Consider the following 18,833-nt stretch of genomic DNA (forward strand, 5'->3'; position numbering starts at 1 on the left):
ACTTTATAAATTTCAATTTAATCTATATTAAACGTTATCAAGCAGCTTATAAGAATCTGTTGCTACACTATAAAAATCCTGAATTATTGTGCGAGCACCAAAAGTTTCTTTCCAAAAAATTAATCCTTCATTAAGTTTTCTGCCATTTGATTCTGTAGAAGGCCCGAAATCAAAATAGTTTTTACCTGAATATGTTTCGATTAAATAATTATAAAGATAATCAAGGCTACCCAAAGCATTTTTATCTTCCTGACCCGAAATATACTGCGGGTGTGCAACTGTATCTGTAAGGTACATAGTCGTTCCTGCAACTATCTTTCCTTCAAAATATACATTGTAATGTTTTATACTGTCAGGGAATCTCGAATAAAGGTATTCTATTTCCTCAACAGTGTGCACAGGCTTTACATCATGTTTCTTTTTAAGGTTTGGCATTAAAATTTCAGTCCAGAATAATTTAAAATCAGGTTCTTCAACAATTTTCAAATTCTTTTTTACACCTCTTTTAATAGCTTCCCTTCTTGATTTTGTTGGCTGTATCTTCTTAGCATAATCTATAACAGAAAGCCCGTCTCGCCTTTCTAAAACGGCATTTAGTAAAAAAAATACATATTCCTGTTCCTGTGCCGGTAATTTATGGTAAATAGCCGGTATAGGCTTTAAATGTAATTTTGAGATCCCTGCAGTATCAAGCCATAATAGCAGTTCTCTGTATATCGCAATTACATCTCTCTGTTTAGCATTAAAGCCATAAACAAGTCCCCCATACGTTAACCCTTGATGAGAATATACAACATCCCCTACCCTGTTGGCGGGTAAAACGGCGACAAGTTTGTTCTTTTCAAACACAAGCAAGGAGAAATCAGTAAATCTGTCGCTGTGATACTCCATATAATCACGGTGGAATAAAAAAGTCCCATTCTTGGAGTTGGCCACAAAATCATTCCATTGCGTGTAATATGTCGGGGTGTATTGCGCTATGCTATACATTAAGCTTTAGTTTAAGATGTAAAAATATACCTTTTCTTTTAATAACTCAACCTGATTGCTTTATGTTGTTTTTCTTCAAATAATTTGGTTTTAGTAAATAATTGCTAATTTTAAGCAAAAATCGCTAACCAACGTGAAAATAAGACTATTACACACTATACTATTACTGCTTTCAGGGTACTTCGCAAATGCGCAGGACATATCGCTATACCAGCAATTTAACGGAAGGTACGACTTTACATTTGTTGGCAATACTCTTAATCCTGCCGAAAACAACCCAACGGCTACATGTACTATAAATACATCTTCATCAGAAGATTTAAACCTTAACCCCGATGATGAAGTTGTTGCCGCTTACCTGTACTGGGCAGGCTCAGGTTTTGGCGATTTTGATATAAAGCTTAACGGTACTGACATAACCGCTGAACGTGATTTTCCGCTAATGGCGCTGAATACCGACGGGCAAACACGGGCTTATTTCAGCGCCTTTGCAGATGTTACCGATTTGGTACAGGCAACCGGAAACGGAACCTATACAGTTTCAGAATTAGATCTTACAGCAGTAGTTGCAGAGCAGCTTTATTGCGGTATTAAAACAAATTTTGGTGGCTGGGCCATTATAGTATTTTACTACAACCCTAACCTGCCGCTTAACCAGCTTAACCTTTACGATGGGCTTCAATATGTACCGACAGCAATAAACATAACACTGCCCAGCCTTAATGTTATTGATAATGTTGGAGCCAAAATAGGTTTCCTTGCCTGGGAAGGCGACTCTTCATTAGCTATAAGCGAAACGCTGAGTATCAACGGTAACCCGCTTAGTAATGCGCTTAATCCTGTAAACAACGCTTTTAACGGCACAAATAGTGTTACAGGGTCAAACACGCTGTATAACATGGACCTGGACATTTATGATATACAAAACAATATAAACATTGGCGATGAAACTGCCGATATAACACTGCAATCGGGTCAGGATTTTGTAATGATAAATGCAATTGTTACCAAATTAAATAGCCAGTTACCCGACGCAACCATAACCATAGATAATGCAACAACAAGCTGTAACGCAGGCTTTTTTGAAATAAGCTATACTGTATATAACACTAATAGTACTGATGTTTTACCGGCAGGTACACCCATAACATTTTATGCTAACGGGCAGCAGGCCGGTTCAGCCGTAACTGTGGAGGCACTGCCTATTGGAGGCAGTGAAAGTGGAACGGCAATAATTACCGTACCGGCAGGCACACCACAGGATTTCGAGTTATTGGCTGTAGTAGATGACCAGGGCAATGGGCAGGGTGGCATAGTAACCGAAACTGACGAAGAAAATAACTTCTTTATACTGGAAGTGTCACAAATACTTTCGCCACCGCTACCGGCAGTAATACCCAACGTTATAGGTTGTGATGATGGTTCGGGTTTAGCTGTTTTTGATTTTTCAGGTTATGAAGAGTCGCTTAAAACAGAACCGGAAGATATCGTTACGTTCTACAACTCAGAAACTGATGCAAATGTACCACAAAACCCCATTACCAACACATCGTCATTCCAGTCAACAAGTAACCCACAGGAAATATTTGTGAGGATCGAAAATGAGGAAGGCTGTGTTTCTATTGGTTCTTTCCTTTTAGTAACAGACGATTGCCTTTATCCTGACGGGACTATTGTAATCAATAACTTAGATCAAAGCTGCGATTCGCGTACCATAACCCTGTCCTATACTGTAAATAATTTTGACAGCCAGGATATACTGCCTGCCGGAACGCCTATCGCTATTTATAATAACGGTATATTAGTAGCAACTGCCGCTACTTTGGCAGACATGCCCATTGGCGGATCTGAAAGTGGTACGGTAACGGCAACAATACCGGGCAGCAATTTAAATCTGAATATTACAATTGTTGTTGACGATACAGGAAACGGGCAGGGCATAGAAACAGAAACTGACGAAACAAATAATACCGCAACACTATCCGGTACGTTATTCGTGAGCCCTGTTATAACAGAAGTACTGCCTAACCTGACCGAGTGTGAAACGGATAATGGAACTAACATAGGTATATTCGATTTTTCAGGTTACATAGCACTGCTTCAAAATAACCCCTCAGATATGGTTACATTCCATACTACACAAAATGATGCCAACACGGGAGATAATGATATTGCAGACCCTTCCGCTTATATTTCTGACGGCAATAATCCGCAAACCATTTACGTTAGGCTGGAAAATGAAAGCGGTTGCTACGACACCACCAGTTTTACTCTTACTGCCATTGACTGCCTTTTCCCTGACGCTACCATAACCATAGCGGATATTATTTTGCAGTGCGACAGCCGCATTGTAACAGTAGAATTTACGGTGAACAACTTCAATAGTTTTGATATACTTCCCGGCGGGCTGCCAATATCAATTTATATAAACGGTACTTTTTTAGAATATGCCGAAACAATACTTGATATTCCCATTGGGGGCAGCGAGAGCAGCACTATCAGCCTTGTGATACCTGATGACATCCCACTCAATTTTGATTTGCTCTTTGTAGCAGATGATATTGGTGACGGTACAGGTATGGTGGTTGAAACGGATGAAACGAATAATACCGATTCGTCACTTGTATCACTTCCGCTTTCACCAAGCCTGCAAAAACCGGAAAGCTTTGTTTCCTGTAATTTAGGTTTTGAACTTGGAATATTTGACTTCTCCGCTTATGAAGAAACACTTAAAACCCAACCGGGCGATACTGTTTATTTTTATGCTTCAGAAGCCGATGCCAACCAGGACAGCAACCGTATTTTAAATACTTCGGCATATAACAGCACAGCTAACCCCCAGGAAATTTTTGTAAGGGTAGATAACCAGACCTGTTACAGCTTAACGTCGTTTATGCTGAGTACAAAAAAATGCCCGCCAACTACCTATAACTATGTTACCCCTAATGGAGACGGCTATAATGATTCTTTTTTTGTAGAAGGATTGCGCAATATATTCTTTAATTTTAAAATGAGTATTTACAACCGCTGGGGCAGCCTGGTATGGACAGGCAACCACAGTACCGCCGACTGGGATGGTATTGCAAGTGTAGATAAGGTAGGGCCTGAAGGAAACACAGTACCTGTGGGCACATACTATTTTGTATTAGAACTCAATGACCCTGAATATCCGGAACCAATTGTAGGATGGGTTTATGTAACTAAATAAATCATTTGCTTAAAGGCGGTAATGCCCATTTATAATAAACAGCCATTAGCCTTATGGCAATTATAATACCCGAAGTAAGCAGGTAAACAAGTGTTTGCGGCACATTAAGCCATAATAACAAAAAGAACAACATTCCGCCAAGCAGGCAAATGGTTGCATAAATCTCTTTTCGAAAAATAACGGGTATTTCGTTACAGAGTATATCGCGTATTACACCGCCAAAACAGGCCGTCATGGTGCCAAGCGCGATGCATATAACCGGGTGCAGGGCTGCTTCCAGTCCTTTTTCGAGGCCTATCAGCGTAAAAACACCAAGCCCGATAGTATCAAACAAAAATAAAGAAGTGCGCAGCCTGTCCAGCTTCCTGCGGAACAGCAGTGCGGTAAAAAAGCCTGCAGTAATAACATAAACATACGTCAGGTCGCGCATCCAGCCTACAGGTGTACGCCCAATCAGGACATCGCGCAGTGTTCCCCCGCCCACTGCTGTTACAAAGGCAATGACGAAAACGCCAAACGGATCCATTTTTTTATTAATAGCCGTTAGCACGCCCGATATGGCAAACGCCATAGTACCCAATACATCCAGCAGGTGGAACATTACATTTTCTGTGTATAGTAGTTATAATCGTTCAGCACGGTTTCTATAAAAGCAGTAGCATTTGCAGAAACCGATTTTATACCTGTAACCTTTTCAATCTTTTCCTGTAGTTTTTGTATCATAGCCCAGTCAGTTGTTTTTAGGCTGGTTTCATAGGTTTCCTTAATAATCCGCACATCGTTGTCACTTAGCTTTATAACCATTGGATAAACCGGAATATAGCGGTCATCAAGCTCACGCAGTATGGTGTGGTTAATGTTGATATTATTCTTGAGGCTTATAACAGCAGTACCCGCCGCCACATCGCCAAGGCGCTGTGTTTTTTTATTAACCATCATCGCTATAACAGACACAAACGATAATGGGGGTGTAACCTCAACCAGCCTGAATATCCAGCGGATCAGGTAGTCACCAAAACCCGCCTGGTAGCCGTCTATCTTTATCACTTTAATTTTCATGATGCGCTTGCCAAGCGTTTGCCCTTCCATCAGGCTTTCCAGAATAAGGGTATATAACATTACAGGCAGGTAAAAAATAAGTGAAATAGCCATAGCCGACCATGTATCCATTTCATTTAAAAGATCATTGAGGCCTGTAACCCGGAAAAGTACTCCGTATATTATTACAAAGTAGGCTATCCAGATAACCAGATCGAGCAGGTAGGCAAGAATGCGTTCTCCCAGCGTAGCCGCATTAAAATTTATATTAACATTTTGTGTGGTGGTTATTGATAGTTCTGACATATTTTATATTTTAGCCTTTGTATGAGAGAAGCTGCGTTTATAAAACAAAATAAAGAAAAATGGCTTGAATTTGAGCAGGCTATTTTCGGTAAAACCAAAAAAAATCCGGATGAGCTTGCCAGCCTCTACATTCACCTGGTAAATGACCTATCATACGCACAGACCTATTACCCTAAAAGCAAGACAGTTACCTATCTTAATCATCTTGCCTCTGTCATATACCAGAAAATCTATAAAACCAAACGCGAAGAGACCAACAGGCTTGTGCATTTCTTTAAAACCGAAGCCCCGCTTATTGTGTACCGCAACAGGCGCTATGTACTTTATGCGTTTATACTTTTCTTTTTGTTTACGGCCATAGGGGCGGTATCTGCCGCTAATGATGGCTCTTTTGTAAGGCTTATCATGGGTGATTATTACGTAAACATGACACTCGAAAACATCAAAGAAGGAAACCCGGTTGCCGTATATAAAAGCGGCAGTAACTGGGGCAGCGCCATAGGTATAACACTAAATAACCTAAGGGTTGGGCTGTTATCTTTTACGGCAGGTATTTTTGCAGGCTTCGGCACAGGTTATATACTGCTGCAAAACTGTATTATGCTGGGTTCATTCCAGTACTTCTTTTATGAGCAGGATGTGTTTTGGGAGAGCGTTCGCGGTATATGGATACACGGCGCTATGGAAATATTTGCCATAGTGATAGAAGCGGCGGCAGGTTTTGTATTAGGGGCATCTATACTCTTCCCCAAGACCTACTCACGCACTGCCTCATTAAAAACCGGGTTTAAAGACGGTATAAAAATAGTACTGAGCACAATGCCCTTTACATTTGCCGCAGGTATGCTGGAAGGCTTTGTTACGCGTTACTCGCCGGATATGCCGCGGGCACTTAATATATTTATAATATTGTTTACACTTTCGGTTATATCGTGGTATTTCCTGATATATCCTTTCCGGGTAAATAAAAAAATGAAAGCTAATGTTCCAGCTATTTAAAAAGAGGAATTTCAATAATATCTTTAATGATACCTTTACTTTTTTCAGGGTTGCGGGTAAAAACTACTTTAGCAATTATATAAAAATTGCAGGTGGCTTTTTGCTGGTGCTTGTTGTGCTAATGTACCTGGGAGCCAAAGTGTTTTTTGAAGGGCTTTTTACAAGGTTTACCAACCCGCAGCAGGACCAGTTACTCGAAAGTTATTTTTACGACAATACCGGCTTTTTTATAGCCACCGCTATTTTTTGCGGTATCCTTATTTTAGTATTAAGTGCCATAAATTATGCTTTCCCCGTGGTTTACCTGCGCATTATGGAAACCAAACCTTCTCCCACAACAGGAGAGCTTGTTAGCGGCATTAAAAAGAGCTTTGGCAGAGTAATTATCTTCTCACTGCTTTCGCTCATTACCTTTTTACCCATCGCTGCAATACTGGGTGTTATTTGCGTACTGCTGATTATGATACTTATAGGCATACCTGTTGCCCTGTTTGTTTTTGCCTTCATCAGTTGTTGGGTGTTTCAGTCATTTTATGACTACCTCAACAATAACAACGGCTTTTTTACCTCCATGAGAAACGGCTATAATAACGTATTTTCCAATTTTTGGGCGCATACAGGTTCTACTGCCATATTTATTATTATTCTTTATGTGGTACAAACCATAACATCACTTATTCCCTATATAATTGGTGGCTTTCTTACTCTTACGGAAATACAGGGACCCGAAGACCAGGCCGATGCATTGTCAACAATGGGTGTGTTGATGCTGGTTTCTTTCCTTATATCCTCGGTGGTGGGTTACCTGCTTACCAATGTGCTTTTAATAAACCAGGGAATGATATATTACAGCAGCAGGGAAAACATAGAGAATAACTCGCTGCATTCTGACATTGACCTAATAGGAACAGACATTGAATAAATATTTTATATATATACTGCTGCTTTTTGCAGTAGCCGCTCATCCTTATACACCATTGCAGGCTGCCGATACCACCGCAGCCTATACTGCAGTGGCCGCTGATAGCGCTGCCGTAGCTGCCCCACCCTCTTTCACCCCAAGAAATTTTAACGATGATTTTAAGGATGCCTATAGCGATGGCGAGTTTAGGTATGAAACCAAGACAAGGGCAAAATCGGCATGGGATCGTTTCTGGGAATCTGTAGGCGAATTTTTACGCGACCTTTTCGGAGCCGGTGAAGAAGGCGCTAATTCAGGCATAATGTCATATATGGGGTACTTGCTGGCGGGAGCTATAGTACTTTTTGCCATATACATGATTGTAAAAGCAGTTCTTAACAAAGAAAGCGGATGGATATTTGGTAAATCGGGTAAGAACATTGCAACGCATGACCTTACCGAAGAAGATATAAGGCAGATGGATTTTCCTTCACTGATAGAAGAAACACGCCAGTCTGCCAACTACCGCCTTGCCATACGCTATTACTACCTGTGGCTACTCAAAAAAATGTCGGTAAAAGAAATAATAAACTGGCACTGGGATAAAACCAACTCAGAATATGCCTATGAAATTAAAGACAGCAACCTGAGAAAAGAGTTTGAGTATCTTTCTTACGTATATGATTACAGCTGGTATGGAGAATTCCCCATAGATGAAGCAGCATTTAATAAAGCGGAAAAAGCATTCCGTAAAACTATAAATACAATTTAAAGATGAACAGGAAAGTCACCCTTTATGTTGTATTAATTGTAGTCGTACTCGCGATAATAATCATTATTGATGCAACCCGCCCGAAACCTATTGACTGGTCTCAAACTTATGACCCAAATGATAAAATACCATTTGGGCTGTTTGTATTTGATAAAGAACTGCCATCACTTTTTAAGGGGCATGATGTAAATAAATTTAACATAACGCCATACGAGTATTTTGATGACCAGTATGACTATGATGCAAAAGAATATTCGGTTAAAGGCTCATTCATCAGCATTTCTGACCGAAATAATCTGGACGAGGAATCGGCAACAGAACTGATGTATTTCGCAGAGCACGGCAATACGGTTTTCCTTAGCATGCACGAGTTTCCGCAGGAAATTTTAGATACCCTGAAAGTCAGGACTGAATCTTTTTATTATATAAGCGATTCTATTTTAACCTATATTGATAATCCAGAATCTGAAAAGTACTACTTAAGGGAGGGCGCAATGCCTGTTTACTTTAAATCGATTGATACTGCGGTAACAACGGTTTTAGGACACCAGGAATTTTTAAACCGTAAAGATGTTAACTACATAAGCGTACCTTTTGGGCAGGGTAATTTTTTACTGCATACCCAGCCTGCCGCTTTTGGCAACTTTCACCTGCTGAAAGACGACCATTATAAATATGCACAGGATGTGCTTGCCTATATGCCGCAGGCAGATGTGTACTGGAATACCGGCAGCAACTTAAACGAGCGTTTGTCGGGTTCGCCCTTACGATACATATTAAACCAACCTGCTTTGCATGCGGCTTTCTGGGTTGCCTTCTGGAGCCTTATTATTTTTATGTTCTTTAACGCCAAAAGAAAGCAGCGCATAGTGCCCGAAACAGAGCCGCTGAGGAATACTACGGTAGCTTTTACAAAAACCATAGGTAACCTGTATTACCAGGAAAGAGACCATCGCAACATAATCGATAAGAAGATTATTTATTTTCTTGAAAAAATAAGGAATGAATACCTGATAGACACCTACTCGCTTGATGATTCGTTTGCTGAAAAGCTGCACCTTAAGTCGGGTAAACCATTAGAAGACATCCAGAAAATTATACATTTAATAAAAAAACACCGCCAGCAGTTTGCAAGCACTGAGGCTGATGTAATAGAAATTAACAAAGCAATTGAAAAACTGAGGTTATGACAGAATTTGAAAATAGCAACCCCGAAACAAACGGATATAATAACGAAGCGCCGCAACAGCCAGATGCACTGATAAATAATGAAACTGCTTCCGTAAACGATGAGAACATTAACTTTCAGTCGCGCCTTGACCTTGCCGAGCTACAGCAGGGCATAGAGGCGATAAGGCAGGAAATAAGCACCGTTATTGTAGGCCAGCAAAAAATGATAGACAGGCTGCTTGTTGCCATACTGGCAAACGGGCACGTGCTGCTCGAGGGTGTTCCCGGTGTGGCAAAAACCATTACCGCAAAACTCCTCGCAAGAACGCTGTCGCTGGGTTTCAGCAGGATACAGTTTACACCCGATTTAATGCCTTCGGATATCCTGGGTACATCGGTATTTGATCTTTCCAAGTCAACATTTGATTTTAAAAAGGGTCCTATTTTCTCAAATTTTGTACTGATTGACGAAATTAACCGTGCCCCTGCAAAAACGCAGGCCGCCCTGTTTGAAGTAATGGAAGAAAGGCAGATAACTGTAGAAGGTACCTGCTATGAAATGGAAGCACCTTTCCTTACCATTGCCACACAAAACCCGATTGAGCAGGAAGGTACTTACAGGCTGCCGGAAGCACAGTTAGACCGTTTCCTTTTTAAAATTACTATTGAGTATCCTAACCTTGAGGAGGAAATATCTATACTGCAACGCGAAAATGCATTGCAGGAACGCAACAAGCTCGAAAATATAAAACCTGTGTTAAACAGTGAACAGATAATAAAGTACCAGGCGCTTGTTAAGCACATTATGGTAGAGCCACAGCTAATTCAGTACATTGCCCGCATAGTAACCAACACACGTGAAAATGCATTCCTGTACCTGGGTGCTTCTCCGCGTGCTTCTATTGCAATATTAAACGCGGCGAAAGGCTATGCAGCCTTAAGGGGCAGAGACTTTGTAACGCCTGAAGATATTAAAGAAGCTGCCATTCCTGTATTGCAGCACCGTGTTGTGGTAGCGCCCGAGCGCGAAATGGAAGGCCTTACCAGCCAGGAAATAATTAAGCAGATAATTGATACTGTAGAAATACCGCGCTAATGAAGTTTTTCAGGAGCTTATACTTAACCAATTTCTTTTTCTATATCCTTTGCGGCATTATAGCAGGATTTATCATAGCCTATTTTGTCCCTGCTTTTTATACCGCATTATGGATGCTGGTCTATATACTGGCTGCTTTTACACTTATAGACATCTTGCTGCTTTATGCCGGGAATGACCGTTTTAAAGCAGAGCGCACGGCACCCGAAAAATTTTCTAACGGAGATGAAAACCCGGTTCAGGTAAAGGCAGAAAGCAGTTATGGATTTCCGGTAAGCCTTAAAGTTATTGATGAAGTACCTGTGCAGTTCCAGATGCGGAATTTCAGCATTAAAAGGCACCTGAAAGCAGGTGCAACAGACACTTTTGAATACAGCCTGCGCCCTGTAGAAAGGGGCGAGTACTACTTCGGTAAGCTAAACATTTATGTTTCTTCGCCATTGCACCTTGTTTCGCGCAGGTATGCGTTTGGTGACGGACAAATGGTGCCCACCTACCCTTCTTACATCCAGTTAAGAAAGTATGACCTAATGGCGTTCTCTAACCGGCTTTTTCAGTACGGCCTTAAAAAAATAAGGCGCATTGGGCACACTATGGAGTTTGAGCAGATAAAGGAATATGTATCTGGAGATGACATCCGTACCATAAACTGGAAGGCCACAGCCAAGAAAAATGAGCTGATGGTAAACCAGTTTCAGGATGAGCGCTCGCAGAATGTTTATATGGTTATAGATAAAGGGCGTGTTATGAAAATGCCTTTTGAGGGGCTAAGCCTTTTAGATTATGCCATAAATGCAACGCTTGTGCTAAGCAATGTTATCCTTAAAAAGCAGGATAAGGCCGGTATGCTAGCCTTCAGCAAACGGGTAGAGAACCGCGTGGCAGCCGAAAGGCGCACCTCTCAGATGCAGCGCATACTCGAAAGCTTGTATAATATTAAAACCGACTTTTTTGAGAGTGATTACAGCAGGCTTTATGCCGATATAAAAAAGAACATTACCCAGCGCAGCCTGATTTTGCTCTACACGAACTTTGAAACGCTGGACGGTTTAAACAGGCAACTGCCCTATCTTAAGGGTATTGCCCGGAACCACCTGCTCGTAGTGGTATTTTTCGAAAACACGGAGCTTGATGCTTTTATCAATAAAAAAGCGGATACCATTCAGGAAGTTTACGACCAGGTGATTGCCGAGAAATTTGCATTCGAGAAAAGGCTCATCGTAAATGAGCTCCGCAAATACGGTATTTATTCGGTACTTACAAAGCCTGAAAACCTTACTATAGACAGCATCAACAAATATCTTGAAATTAAGGCCCGCGGAATTTTATAAAGTGTAATGAAACAGATTAGCAGCATACAGAATCCTTTTATAAAATCGTTGGTGCAACTGCAGGAAAAAGCAAAAGCACGCAGGCAAAGCGGCACTTTTCTAATAGAGGGGCAGCGCGAAGTTATGCTGGCCCGCAAGGGTGGGTATAAAATAGAAACCGTACTTTTTGTACCGGAACTGCTGACAGAAAATCAGGTGCGGGAACTGGCAGGCACACAGGCAGAACTAATTGCAATAACAAAAGAAGTTTACCAAAAACTGGCTTATCGCGATAGCACCGAAGGGCTTATAGCCGTAGCGGCAGCAAAAGATCATTCGCTTGAAAAACTCGCATTGGGAGAAAACCCTTTACTACTTGTGGCAGAAGCCCCGGAAAAACCCGGCAACATTGGAGCATTACTGCGTACTGCTGATGCCGCAGGCCTTGATGCTGTTATTATAGCCAACCCGAAAAGCGACCTATACAGCCCTAATATTATACGTTCAGGTGTGGGTTGTCTATTTACCAATACCGTAGCCACAGGCAGCACAGAAGAGGTTATAGCTTATCTTAATAAAAAAGGCATCAGCATTTACAGCGCTACGCTCCAAAATTCCGTGAGCTACCACACGCAGAATTACACCCAGCCCACCGCGCTTGTAGTTGGCACCGAAGATTCAGGATTAACACCACAATGGCGCAATGCTGCAAAGCAAAACATCATTATACCTATGCATGGCGAAATCGACTCGATGAACGTTTCGGTGGCGGCTGCAATACTTATTTTTGAAGCTAAAAGGCAAAGAGGATTTAATTTACCATAAACAATGAACCAGGTTACCGTCTCTAAAGATTTTAAACAGAAAGCTACAAAGGCTATTTTATCTGTTATACTTTTTGTTATATCCTACATTATACTTATTGCAATGGCAGTGGCATTAACCGTTGCATGCGCATACGCAGGCTTTTATATTATTGTAAGTGGGCGCCACGGTATCACTTTTATGCTTGGTATAGGGGTAATAAGTCTGGGGCTTTTGGTACTCTTTTTCCTGCTTAAGTTTGTGGTGTCATCTTCTAAAGCAAACAGGGATGACCTTATCGAAATAACCCGCGAAGAAGAACCAAAGATCTTTGCCCTTATAGAAGATATTGTTGAGCAGACAGGAACACAATTCCCCAAGCATGTTTACCTTACACCCGATGTAAATGCGGCTGTATTTTACAACTCAGGGTTCTGGAGCATGTTCCTGCCCGTTCGAAAAAACCTGATGATAGGTATAGGGTTGATGAACACCACTACGGTAGATGAGTTTAAAGGTATTCTTGCCCACGAATTCGGGCACTTTTCGCAGCGCAGCATGAAGGTGGGCAGCTATGTGCATAATGTAAATCGCATCATCCACAACATGCTTTTTGAAAATAACGGATATAGTAATGCTATAAGCCGCTGGGCAAGCATAAGCGGGTTCTTTGCTATTTTTGTAGCAATCGGGGTTAAGGTTGTAACAGGCATACAATGGGTACTTAAGCAGGTTTACCATGTACTGAACATAAACTACCTCGCACTTTCACGGGAGATGGAGTTTCATGCTGATGAAGTTGCAGCAAATGTTACCGGTTCTCAGGCACTTGTAACATCATTGTTGCGTGGAGGGCTATCAGATAGTGCATATAACAGCGTGCTGAACTTTTACGGCGAAAAAATACGAGACAACCGCATGCCTGTCAACATTTATCCGCAACAGCACATCGTGATGGAAAGGGTAATACATAATCTGCAATTACCCGTAAAGCATGGTTTACCGCATGTCACTATTTCGGATATTAAAAAGCTCAATAAATCGAAACTGGAGTTTGATGACCAGTGGTCGTCACACCCGAGTGATGCCGACAGGATAGCCCGCCTTAACAGCCTCAATATTATAAAGCCCGATACTGATAATGCAAATGCGCTGACTTTGTTTACTGATAAAGAAGTAACGCAACAAATGGTTACCGAAAAACTCTTTTCTAAAGTATATTATTCGGGCAATACCACTACACATACCGAAGAGCATTTCAGGAATGAATACAACGAAGACGTTGAAAGATATTCATTCAATAAGAAATATAACGGCTTTTATGATGAGCTTAATCTGGGCATTGTAGCTTTAGAGTCGCTTGCAGGAGAAGAGCATGTAACGGAAGAAGAGCTGTTTTGTGAGAGCACTATAAGCAATGTTAACGAATGCATAGGGCTTGAAAGCGATATTGCCGTACTTAACCAGATAGCTGCCGGCGGCACTATGGTAAAAACGTATGATTATGACGGTAACCGCTATAAGGCCAAAGATACCAAAACCTTACTCGAAACCCTAAATATAAAACTTACCGATTACAGGAACAGCATTACAGCCAACGAAACAAAAATATTCGGCTACTATTACCACCTAGCCGTAAAGCAGGGAAAACAGGAAGAGTACAAAAATAAATATGAGGCTTACCTGAAAACAATGCAGGATTCGGATGTATTAGCAAAAACACTTGAGCCGCTGCACGACGCTACTGCATTTTTAAATACAAGCAACGAGGCAGATACCATACCGGCGAAAATGCAGAGGCTTTACAACTGCGAGAAGCCATTTAAAGAAGCCGTAAGGCAAATGGCTGAAAAACCGTTTTATGAGCATGTAAACATTAACAGCAAAGATGCTTTTGAAAAATATCTTTCACAGGAATGGGTATATTTTGAGTACGATATGTTTAATGAAGCTGCTTTAACTGTCTTTTTTAACAGCCTGAACCACTTTAGCGCAGCACTTTCTAACATGCAGTTTGCAGCTAAAAAAGACTTCCTCGATTTTCAGGCATCACTTTCTCCCGCTACAGTTGCTAAAACTGATAGTGCTGTGGTTTAAGATAATTTCTTTAAATTCGGCTAAATAAAGAATTCCCATGAAGCTACTAACCATATTTGTATTGCTTTTTACGCTCTGTGCAACAGCACAGAAGAATGAATACATGTCATGGGATGATTTAAGTATTAACCAGAAGATACCGCTTACCATATCTAAAAAAGATTTCGATAAAAAATACAATGGCAATTATGAAGTTACTGACCCGCTGCCCGGTGAAAGTTGCTCTACCGGAAATACTGTTACAGTAGCGGACTATAAAGGTGCACGGTATGAAATAATAAACGACACGCTTCAATTCCGGAGTATCGATTTCAGCCGCAGGCGCAATATGTACATCCAGTTCAAGAATGACTGGTTCGACCATAGTACAACTTTTAAATACTTTAAAAAAGCATACCCCATAGCAGCAGGCATGGCAGAAGAGTATGTAGATGAAAACGGTGAAACCGGGCAGATCATTACTTTTTTCCCGGAAGATGAAAATGCGCTTTACGAATGGCGGCTGTATTTTAAAGACGGCAGGCTCGAGACTTTTGAGTGCTTTTTATACTGTTTTTAGTATCGACACGCTCAAACCAAATGTTAAGTAGTTTTCAGCTTTGGCCATTTATTGATAAATTTGCATTTTTCAATACTATGACTGCAAAAGAATTTGAGCGCATATCTAAAGCCTTGGGCGACCCCCACCGGCTAAAGATCTTACAGGAGATAAAGAAGAACAAGTGCATGGCATGTGCCTGCATAAGGGAAATGATAGACCTTGCGCAGCCGTCTGTTTCGCACCACCTTAAGCAGCTTATAGATGCCGGGCTTGTTATACCCGAAAAAGAAGGCCGGGAAATGCGTTATTCTATTGACGATAAAGTTTTTACTGACTACATAAACTACCTTTCTGCTTTTTCGCAGTAAAAAAACATATCGAAATATTTCAATGTATTAATTTTTTTCGTAATATTGTACCAGCAATATGAGATATAAAAATCCCAAATTAAAAACATCGAAAAATTTAAATATATAAATATGAATTCAAATCTAAAAGGTAAAGTGGCGGTAGTAACCGGCGCTTCTAAAGGAATAGGTGCTGCAATTGCAAAAAAACTTGCCTCTCATGGCGCTTTGGTAGCCGTAAATTATGCTTCAGATAAAACAGGAGCAGATAAAACCGTGAATGATATCCAGGCAGATGGTGGCAGGGCCATAGCAATACAGGGCAATGTTGCCAATGCTGAAGATGTGGCACGTATTTTTAAATCGGCTGCCGAAAAGTTTGGCAAGGTAGATATCCTTGTAAATAATGCAGGCATTTATAACTTTGGCCCGCTTGAAGATGTTTCTGCCGAAGAGTTTTATCACCAGTATAATGTCAATGTGCTTGGCACGCTGCTCGCTGCTAAAGAGGCACTTAAGTACTTCCCTGCCGAAGGCGGCAGCATAATTAACCTTAGCTCTGTAGTGAGTACAGGCCCAATGCCAAACACCAGTATATACTCTTCTACAAAAGGTGCTGTAGACACCATTACAAAAGCGCTTGCAGTAGAGCTTGCGCCCAGAAAAATAAGGGTTAATGCCATTGCACCGGGCCTTACCGAAACAGAAGGACTTGATGCAGCCGGCATGAAAGGCTCTGAGTTTGAACAGGGCATAATAGCTGCCACACCACTGGCTCGTATGGGCCAGCCGGATGATATTGCCCGTGTTGCTGTTTTTCTTGCCTCTGATGATGCAGCCTGGGTAACAGGTGAAAAAGTAACCGCTTCGGGTGGATTACGTTAATGTTTAATTTTTTGTGGGTTTATTAAAGGCGGGAGCAATAATGCTTCCGCCTTTTTTTGTTTATCAGGATAGTTAATATTGGCTTTCAGCATATTGTTAATAACAAATCTTTTCTGTAACTTTAGGCTATACTAAACAGTTGTATGACAGAGATAGATCTTGAGCAGGAAAACAAGGCAATAGCCAAAGAATATAAGGAGTTACTCCGCATCAGTTACCAGACACTTACCGAAGAAGACAAAAAGCTGATACGAAAAGCTTTTGATGTTGCTGTTGATGCACATAAAGACCAAAGGAGAAAATCGGGAGAAGCCTACATCTTCCACCCTATTGCCGTGGCAAAAATCGTAGCCTCAGAAATTGGACTGGGTGCCACCTCTATAGCCTCGGCACTACTGCATGACGTGGTTGAAGACACAGAGCTTACGGTTGAAGATATAGAAAATATGTTCAACCCTAAAATAGCCCAGATTGTAGAAGGCTTAACCAAAATAGCACAGGTAAAAACAGACCAGGAAATATCAATGCAGGCGGAGAATTTCCGCAAGATGCTGCTAACGCTTAATGATGATGTAAGGGTTATACTTATCAAGATTGCTGACAGGCTGCACAATATGCAAACGATGGATTCTATGGCTGACTACAAGCAGGCCAAAATAGCATCTGAAACATTATACATATATGCGCCACTGGCGCACAGGCTGGGGCTGTATAACATAAAAAACCAGCTTGAAGACTTAGGGCTTAAATATACAGAGCCGGATGTTTACCACAGCATCGTAAGCAAAATTAAAGAAAGTAAAGAAGAGCAGGATGCTTATATAAAGTCGATATCTGACGTACTACAGAAATCATTGGATGCCGAAGGGATAGAATATACAATTAAGGGCAGGCCAAAGTCTATATATTCCATACGCCGCAAAATGCTGAACCAGGGTGTTAGCTTTGAAGAGGTATATGATAAGTTTGCACTGCGTATCATCTATAAAGCAAACCAGAATGACGAGAAATTCCTGGCCTGGAAAATATATTCTATTGTAACCGACCATTACCGCCCAAGCCCGAGCAGGCTGCGCGACTGGATATCTTCGCCAAAATCTACAGGATATGAAGCGCTGCACATTACCGTAATGGGCCCTAAAGGGCGTTGGGTAGAAATACAAGTGCGCAGTGAAAGGATGGACGAAGTAGCCGAAAAAGGCTATGCAGCACACTATAAATACAAACAGGGCAGCAGCGAAGAGCATGGGCTGGAAACATGGCTTAACCTGCTTAAAGAAGCATTAGAGAATACATCGGGCAATGCGGTAGATTTTGTAGAAGACTTTAAGCTGAACCTGTACAGCAAAGAAATTTATGTTTTTACTCCTAAAGGTGAGATAAAATCGTTACCCAAAGGTGCCACCTCTTTAGATTTTGCTTTTAGCATACACTCAGAAATTGGTGTACATACACGAGGTACGCGCGTAAACGGTAAACTGGTACCGCTTAACCATGTGCTTAACAGCGGCGACCAGGTAGAGGTTATAACCTCAGCCAACCAAAAGCCAAATTCGCACTGGCTGGATTATGTAACAACATCCCGCGCGCGCAACAAAATAAAGAATGTCCTTAACGAGAATACCAAAAAAATTGCCGAAGAAGGAAAAGAGCTACTTACCCGCAAGATGCGGCACTTAAAAGTTACACTGAACGAATCTACAATAAATGAGCTGGTAAGCTACTTTAAGCTTAAAACAAGCCTCGACCTGTTTTACCGTGTGGGCGTGGGCACTATAGATAACCAGCAGCTTAAGGATTTTGCGGCCATGAAGGGCAACACACTGATGAACTTCTTTAAGAACCGTATTAAGCGTTCGCCACAGGTTTCGCAGGAACAGATACAGAAGGATGAAATAAGCCGAAATTATGACCTGCTTGTTTTCGGTAAGAACGAAGACAAGCTTGATTATAAGCTGGCCAACTGCTGTAACCCCATTCCCGGTGATGATGTGTTTGGATTTATTACCATAAATGAGGGCATTAAAGTCCATAAAAAAGACTGCCCCAATGCCATAAGGCTGCAAAGTAATTATGCTTACCGTATAATACCTGCCAAATGGATAGATTCATCTCAGGAAGAATTTAAGGCAACGCTAAAAATTACAGGAATGGATACATTAGGGCTTACTAATGAGCTTACCAAGGTTATCAGTAATAATATGCATGTAAATATACAAAGTATAAGCCTTAGCGGTAATGCAGGGGTTTTTAACGGGCAGGTAACGGTAGTAGTGCAAAACAACACCATCCTGAAAAAGCTTATCGACAATATCAAAAAGATAGACGGTATAGATAAAGTAACACGGATAGCGAATGCATAACTAAAA

16 protein-coding genes are annotated in these 18,833 nt (G+C 41.2%); 13 read left to right on the forward strand and 3 right to left on the reverse strand.

The genetic code is table 11. The features are described from left to right. Positions 1-27: 27 nt before the first annotated feature. Complete coding sequence (locus KJK34_RS14185) at positions 28-990, reverse strand: GNAT family N-acetyltransferase (RefSeq protein WP_223054556.1); 963 nt, start codon at positions 988-990, stop codon at positions 28-30. Between the two features lie 133 nt (positions 991-1,123). Between KJK34_RS14185 and KJK34_RS15335 the strand changes: the two genes are divergently transcribed. After that, positions 1,124-4,198 (forward strand): FIDD domain-containing protein, encoded by a 3,075-nt coding sequence (locus KJK34_RS15335; RefSeq protein WP_223054557.1) that lies wholly within the window; start codon positions 1,124-1,126, stop codon positions 4,196-4,198. Position 4,199: 1 nt separating this feature from the next. Here KJK34_RS15335 and KJK34_RS14195 read toward each other — a convergent pair whose 3' ends face one another. Together KJK34_RS14195 and KJK34_RS14200 are read right to left on the reverse strand one after the other, a co-directional pair. Further along, positions 4,200-4,799, reverse strand: a complete 600-nt coding sequence (locus KJK34_RS14195; protein ID WP_223054558.1) for a trimeric intracellular cation channel family protein — start codon at positions 4,797-4,799, stop codon at positions 4,200-4,202. Further along, a complete protein-coding gene (locus tag KJK34_RS14200; protein ID WP_223054559.1) occupies positions 4,799-5,542 on the reverse strand; it encodes an RDD family protein in 744 nt (247 codons plus the stop codon). The genes KJK34_RS14195 and KJK34_RS14200 overlap by 1 nt, the downstream gene beginning before the upstream one ends. A 21-nt stretch (positions 5,543-5,563) precedes the next feature. Between KJK34_RS14200 and KJK34_RS14205 the strand changes: the two genes are divergently transcribed. The 12 genes from KJK34_RS14205 to KJK34_RS14260 all read left to right on the forward strand — a co-directional run bounded on the left by KJK34_RS14205 (position 5,564) and on the right by KJK34_RS14260 (position 18,827). Beyond that, positions 5,564-6,541 carry a stage II sporulation protein M gene (locus tag KJK34_RS14205; protein WP_223054560.1) on the forward strand — a complete coding sequence of 326 codons (978 nt, stop codon included), beginning with the start codon at positions 5,564-5,566 and terminating at the stop codon, positions 6,539-6,541. After that, a complete protein-coding gene (locus KJK34_RS14210) occupies positions 6,525-7,463 on the forward strand; it encodes a hypothetical protein (RefSeq protein WP_223054561.1) in 939 nt (312 codons plus the stop codon). Before KJK34_RS14205 ends, KJK34_RS14210 begins: the two co-directional genes overlap by 17 nt. After that, entirely contained in the window at positions 7,456-8,214 is a 759-nt protein-coding gene (locus tag KJK34_RS14215; RefSeq protein WP_223054562.1) for a DUF4129 domain-containing protein, read from the forward strand. Before KJK34_RS14210 ends, KJK34_RS14215 begins: the two co-directional genes overlap by 8 nt. Positions 8,215-8,216: 2 nt before the next feature. Further along, a complete protein-coding gene (locus KJK34_RS14220) occupies positions 8,217-9,404 on the forward strand; it encodes a DUF4350 domain-containing protein (RefSeq protein WP_223054563.1) in 1,188 nt (395 codons plus the stop codon). Then, positions 9,401-10,480, forward strand: coding sequence for an AAA family ATPase (locus tag KJK34_RS14225; protein ID WP_223054564.1), 1,080 nt, complete (start codon positions 9,401-9,403; stop codon positions 10,478-10,480). Before KJK34_RS14220 ends, KJK34_RS14225 begins: the two co-directional genes overlap by 4 nt. Further along, positions 10,480-11,811 (forward strand): DUF58 domain-containing protein, encoded by a 1,332-nt coding sequence (locus KJK34_RS14230; RefSeq protein ID WP_223054565.1) that lies wholly within the window; start codon positions 10,480-10,482, stop codon positions 11,809-11,811. The genes KJK34_RS14225 and KJK34_RS14230 overlap by 1 nt, the downstream gene beginning before the upstream one ends. A 6-nt stretch (positions 11,812-11,817) precedes the next feature. Beyond that, entirely contained in the window at positions 11,818-12,615 is a 798-nt protein-coding gene (locus tag KJK34_RS14235) for a TrmH family RNA methyltransferase (protein WP_223054566.1), read from the forward strand. Between the two features lie 3 nt (positions 12,616-12,618). Continuing rightward, a complete protein-coding gene (locus KJK34_RS14240) occupies positions 12,619-14,691 on the forward strand; it encodes a M48 family metalloprotease (RefSeq protein WP_223054567.1) in 2,073 nt (690 codons plus the stop codon). A 37-nt stretch (positions 14,692-14,728) separates the two neighbouring features. Then, positions 14,729-15,250 (forward strand): hypothetical protein, encoded by a 522-nt coding sequence (locus KJK34_RS14245; RefSeq protein ID WP_223054568.1) that lies wholly within the window; start codon positions 14,729-14,731, stop codon positions 15,248-15,250. A gap of 77 nt (positions 15,251-15,327) precedes the next feature. Continuing rightward, entirely contained in the window at positions 15,328-15,600 is a 273-nt protein-coding gene (locus tag KJK34_RS14250; RefSeq protein ID WP_223054569.1) for an ArsR/SmtB family transcription factor, read from the forward strand. A gap of 111 nt (positions 15,601-15,711) precedes the next feature. Then, positions 15,712-16,464, forward strand: coding sequence for an SDR family NAD(P)-dependent oxidoreductase (locus KJK34_RS14255; protein ID WP_223054570.1), 753 nt, complete (start codon positions 15,712-15,714; stop codon positions 16,462-16,464). A 143-nt stretch (positions 16,465-16,607) separates the two neighbouring features. After that, positions 16,608-18,827: a RelA/SpoT family protein gene (locus KJK34_RS14260; RefSeq protein WP_223054571.1), complete on the forward strand. Its 2,220-nt coding sequence runs from the start codon at positions 16,608-16,610 to the stop codon at positions 18,825-18,827. Positions 18,828-18,833: the final 6 nt, after the last annotated feature.

This window comes from Flavobacterium coralii (genome assembly GCF_019891545.1).
GTDB classification, from domain to species: Bacteria; Bacteroidota; Bacteroidia; order Flavobacteriales; family Flavobacteriaceae; genus Flavobacterium; species Flavobacterium coralii.

Excerpts from the sequence above, each read along its gene's own strand:
- KJK34_RS14185 (WP_223054556.1), bottom strand. The coding sequence starts at position 990 with ATGTATAGCATAGCGCAATACACCCCGACATATTACACGCAATGGAAT.
- KJK34_RS14195 (WP_223054558.1), bottom strand. The coding sequence starts at position 4,799 with ATGTTCCACCTGCTGGATGTATTGGGTACTATGGCGTTTGCCATATCG.
- KJK34_RS14200 (WP_223054559.1), bottom strand. The coding sequence starts at position 5,542 with ATGTCAGAACTATCAATAACCACCACACAAAATGTTAATATAAATTTT.
- KJK34_RS14205 (WP_223054560.1), top strand. The coding sequence starts at position 5,564 with ATGAGAGAAGCTGCGTTTATAAAACAAAATAAAGAAAAATGGCTTGAA.
- KJK34_RS14210 (WP_223054561.1), top strand. The coding sequence starts at position 6,525 with ATGTTCCAGCTATTTAAAAAGAGGAATTTCAATAATATCTTTAATGAT.
- KJK34_RS14220 (WP_223054563.1), top strand. The coding sequence starts at position 8,217 with ATGAACAGGAAAGTCACCCTTTATGTTGTATTAATTGTAGTCGTACTC.
- KJK34_RS14225 (WP_223054564.1), top strand. The coding sequence starts at position 9,401 with ATGACAGAATTTGAAAATAGCAACCCCGAAACAAACGGATATAATAAC.
- KJK34_RS14230 (WP_223054565.1), top strand. The coding sequence starts at position 10,480 with ATGAAGTTTTTCAGGAGCTTATACTTAACCAATTTCTTTTTCTATATC.
- KJK34_RS14235 (WP_223054566.1), top strand. The coding sequence starts at position 11,818 with ATGAAACAGATTAGCAGCATACAGAATCCTTTTATAAAATCGTTGGTG.
- KJK34_RS14240 (WP_223054567.1), top strand. The coding sequence starts at position 12,619 with ATGAACCAGGTTACCGTCTCTAAAGATTTTAAACAGAAAGCTACAAAG.
- KJK34_RS14245 (WP_223054568.1), top strand. The coding sequence starts at position 14,729 with ATGAAGCTACTAACCATATTTGTATTGCTTTTTACGCTCTGTGCAACA.
- KJK34_RS14250 (WP_223054569.1), top strand. The coding sequence starts at position 15,328 with ATGACTGCAAAAGAATTTGAGCGCATATCTAAAGCCTTGGGCGACCCC.
- KJK34_RS14255 (WP_223054570.1), top strand. The coding sequence starts at position 15,712 with ATGAATTCAAATCTAAAAGGTAAAGTGGCGGTAGTAACCGGCGCTTCT.
- KJK34_RS14260 (WP_223054571.1), top strand. The coding sequence starts at position 16,608 with ATGACAGAGATAGATCTTGAGCAGGAAAACAAGGCAATAGCCAAAGAA.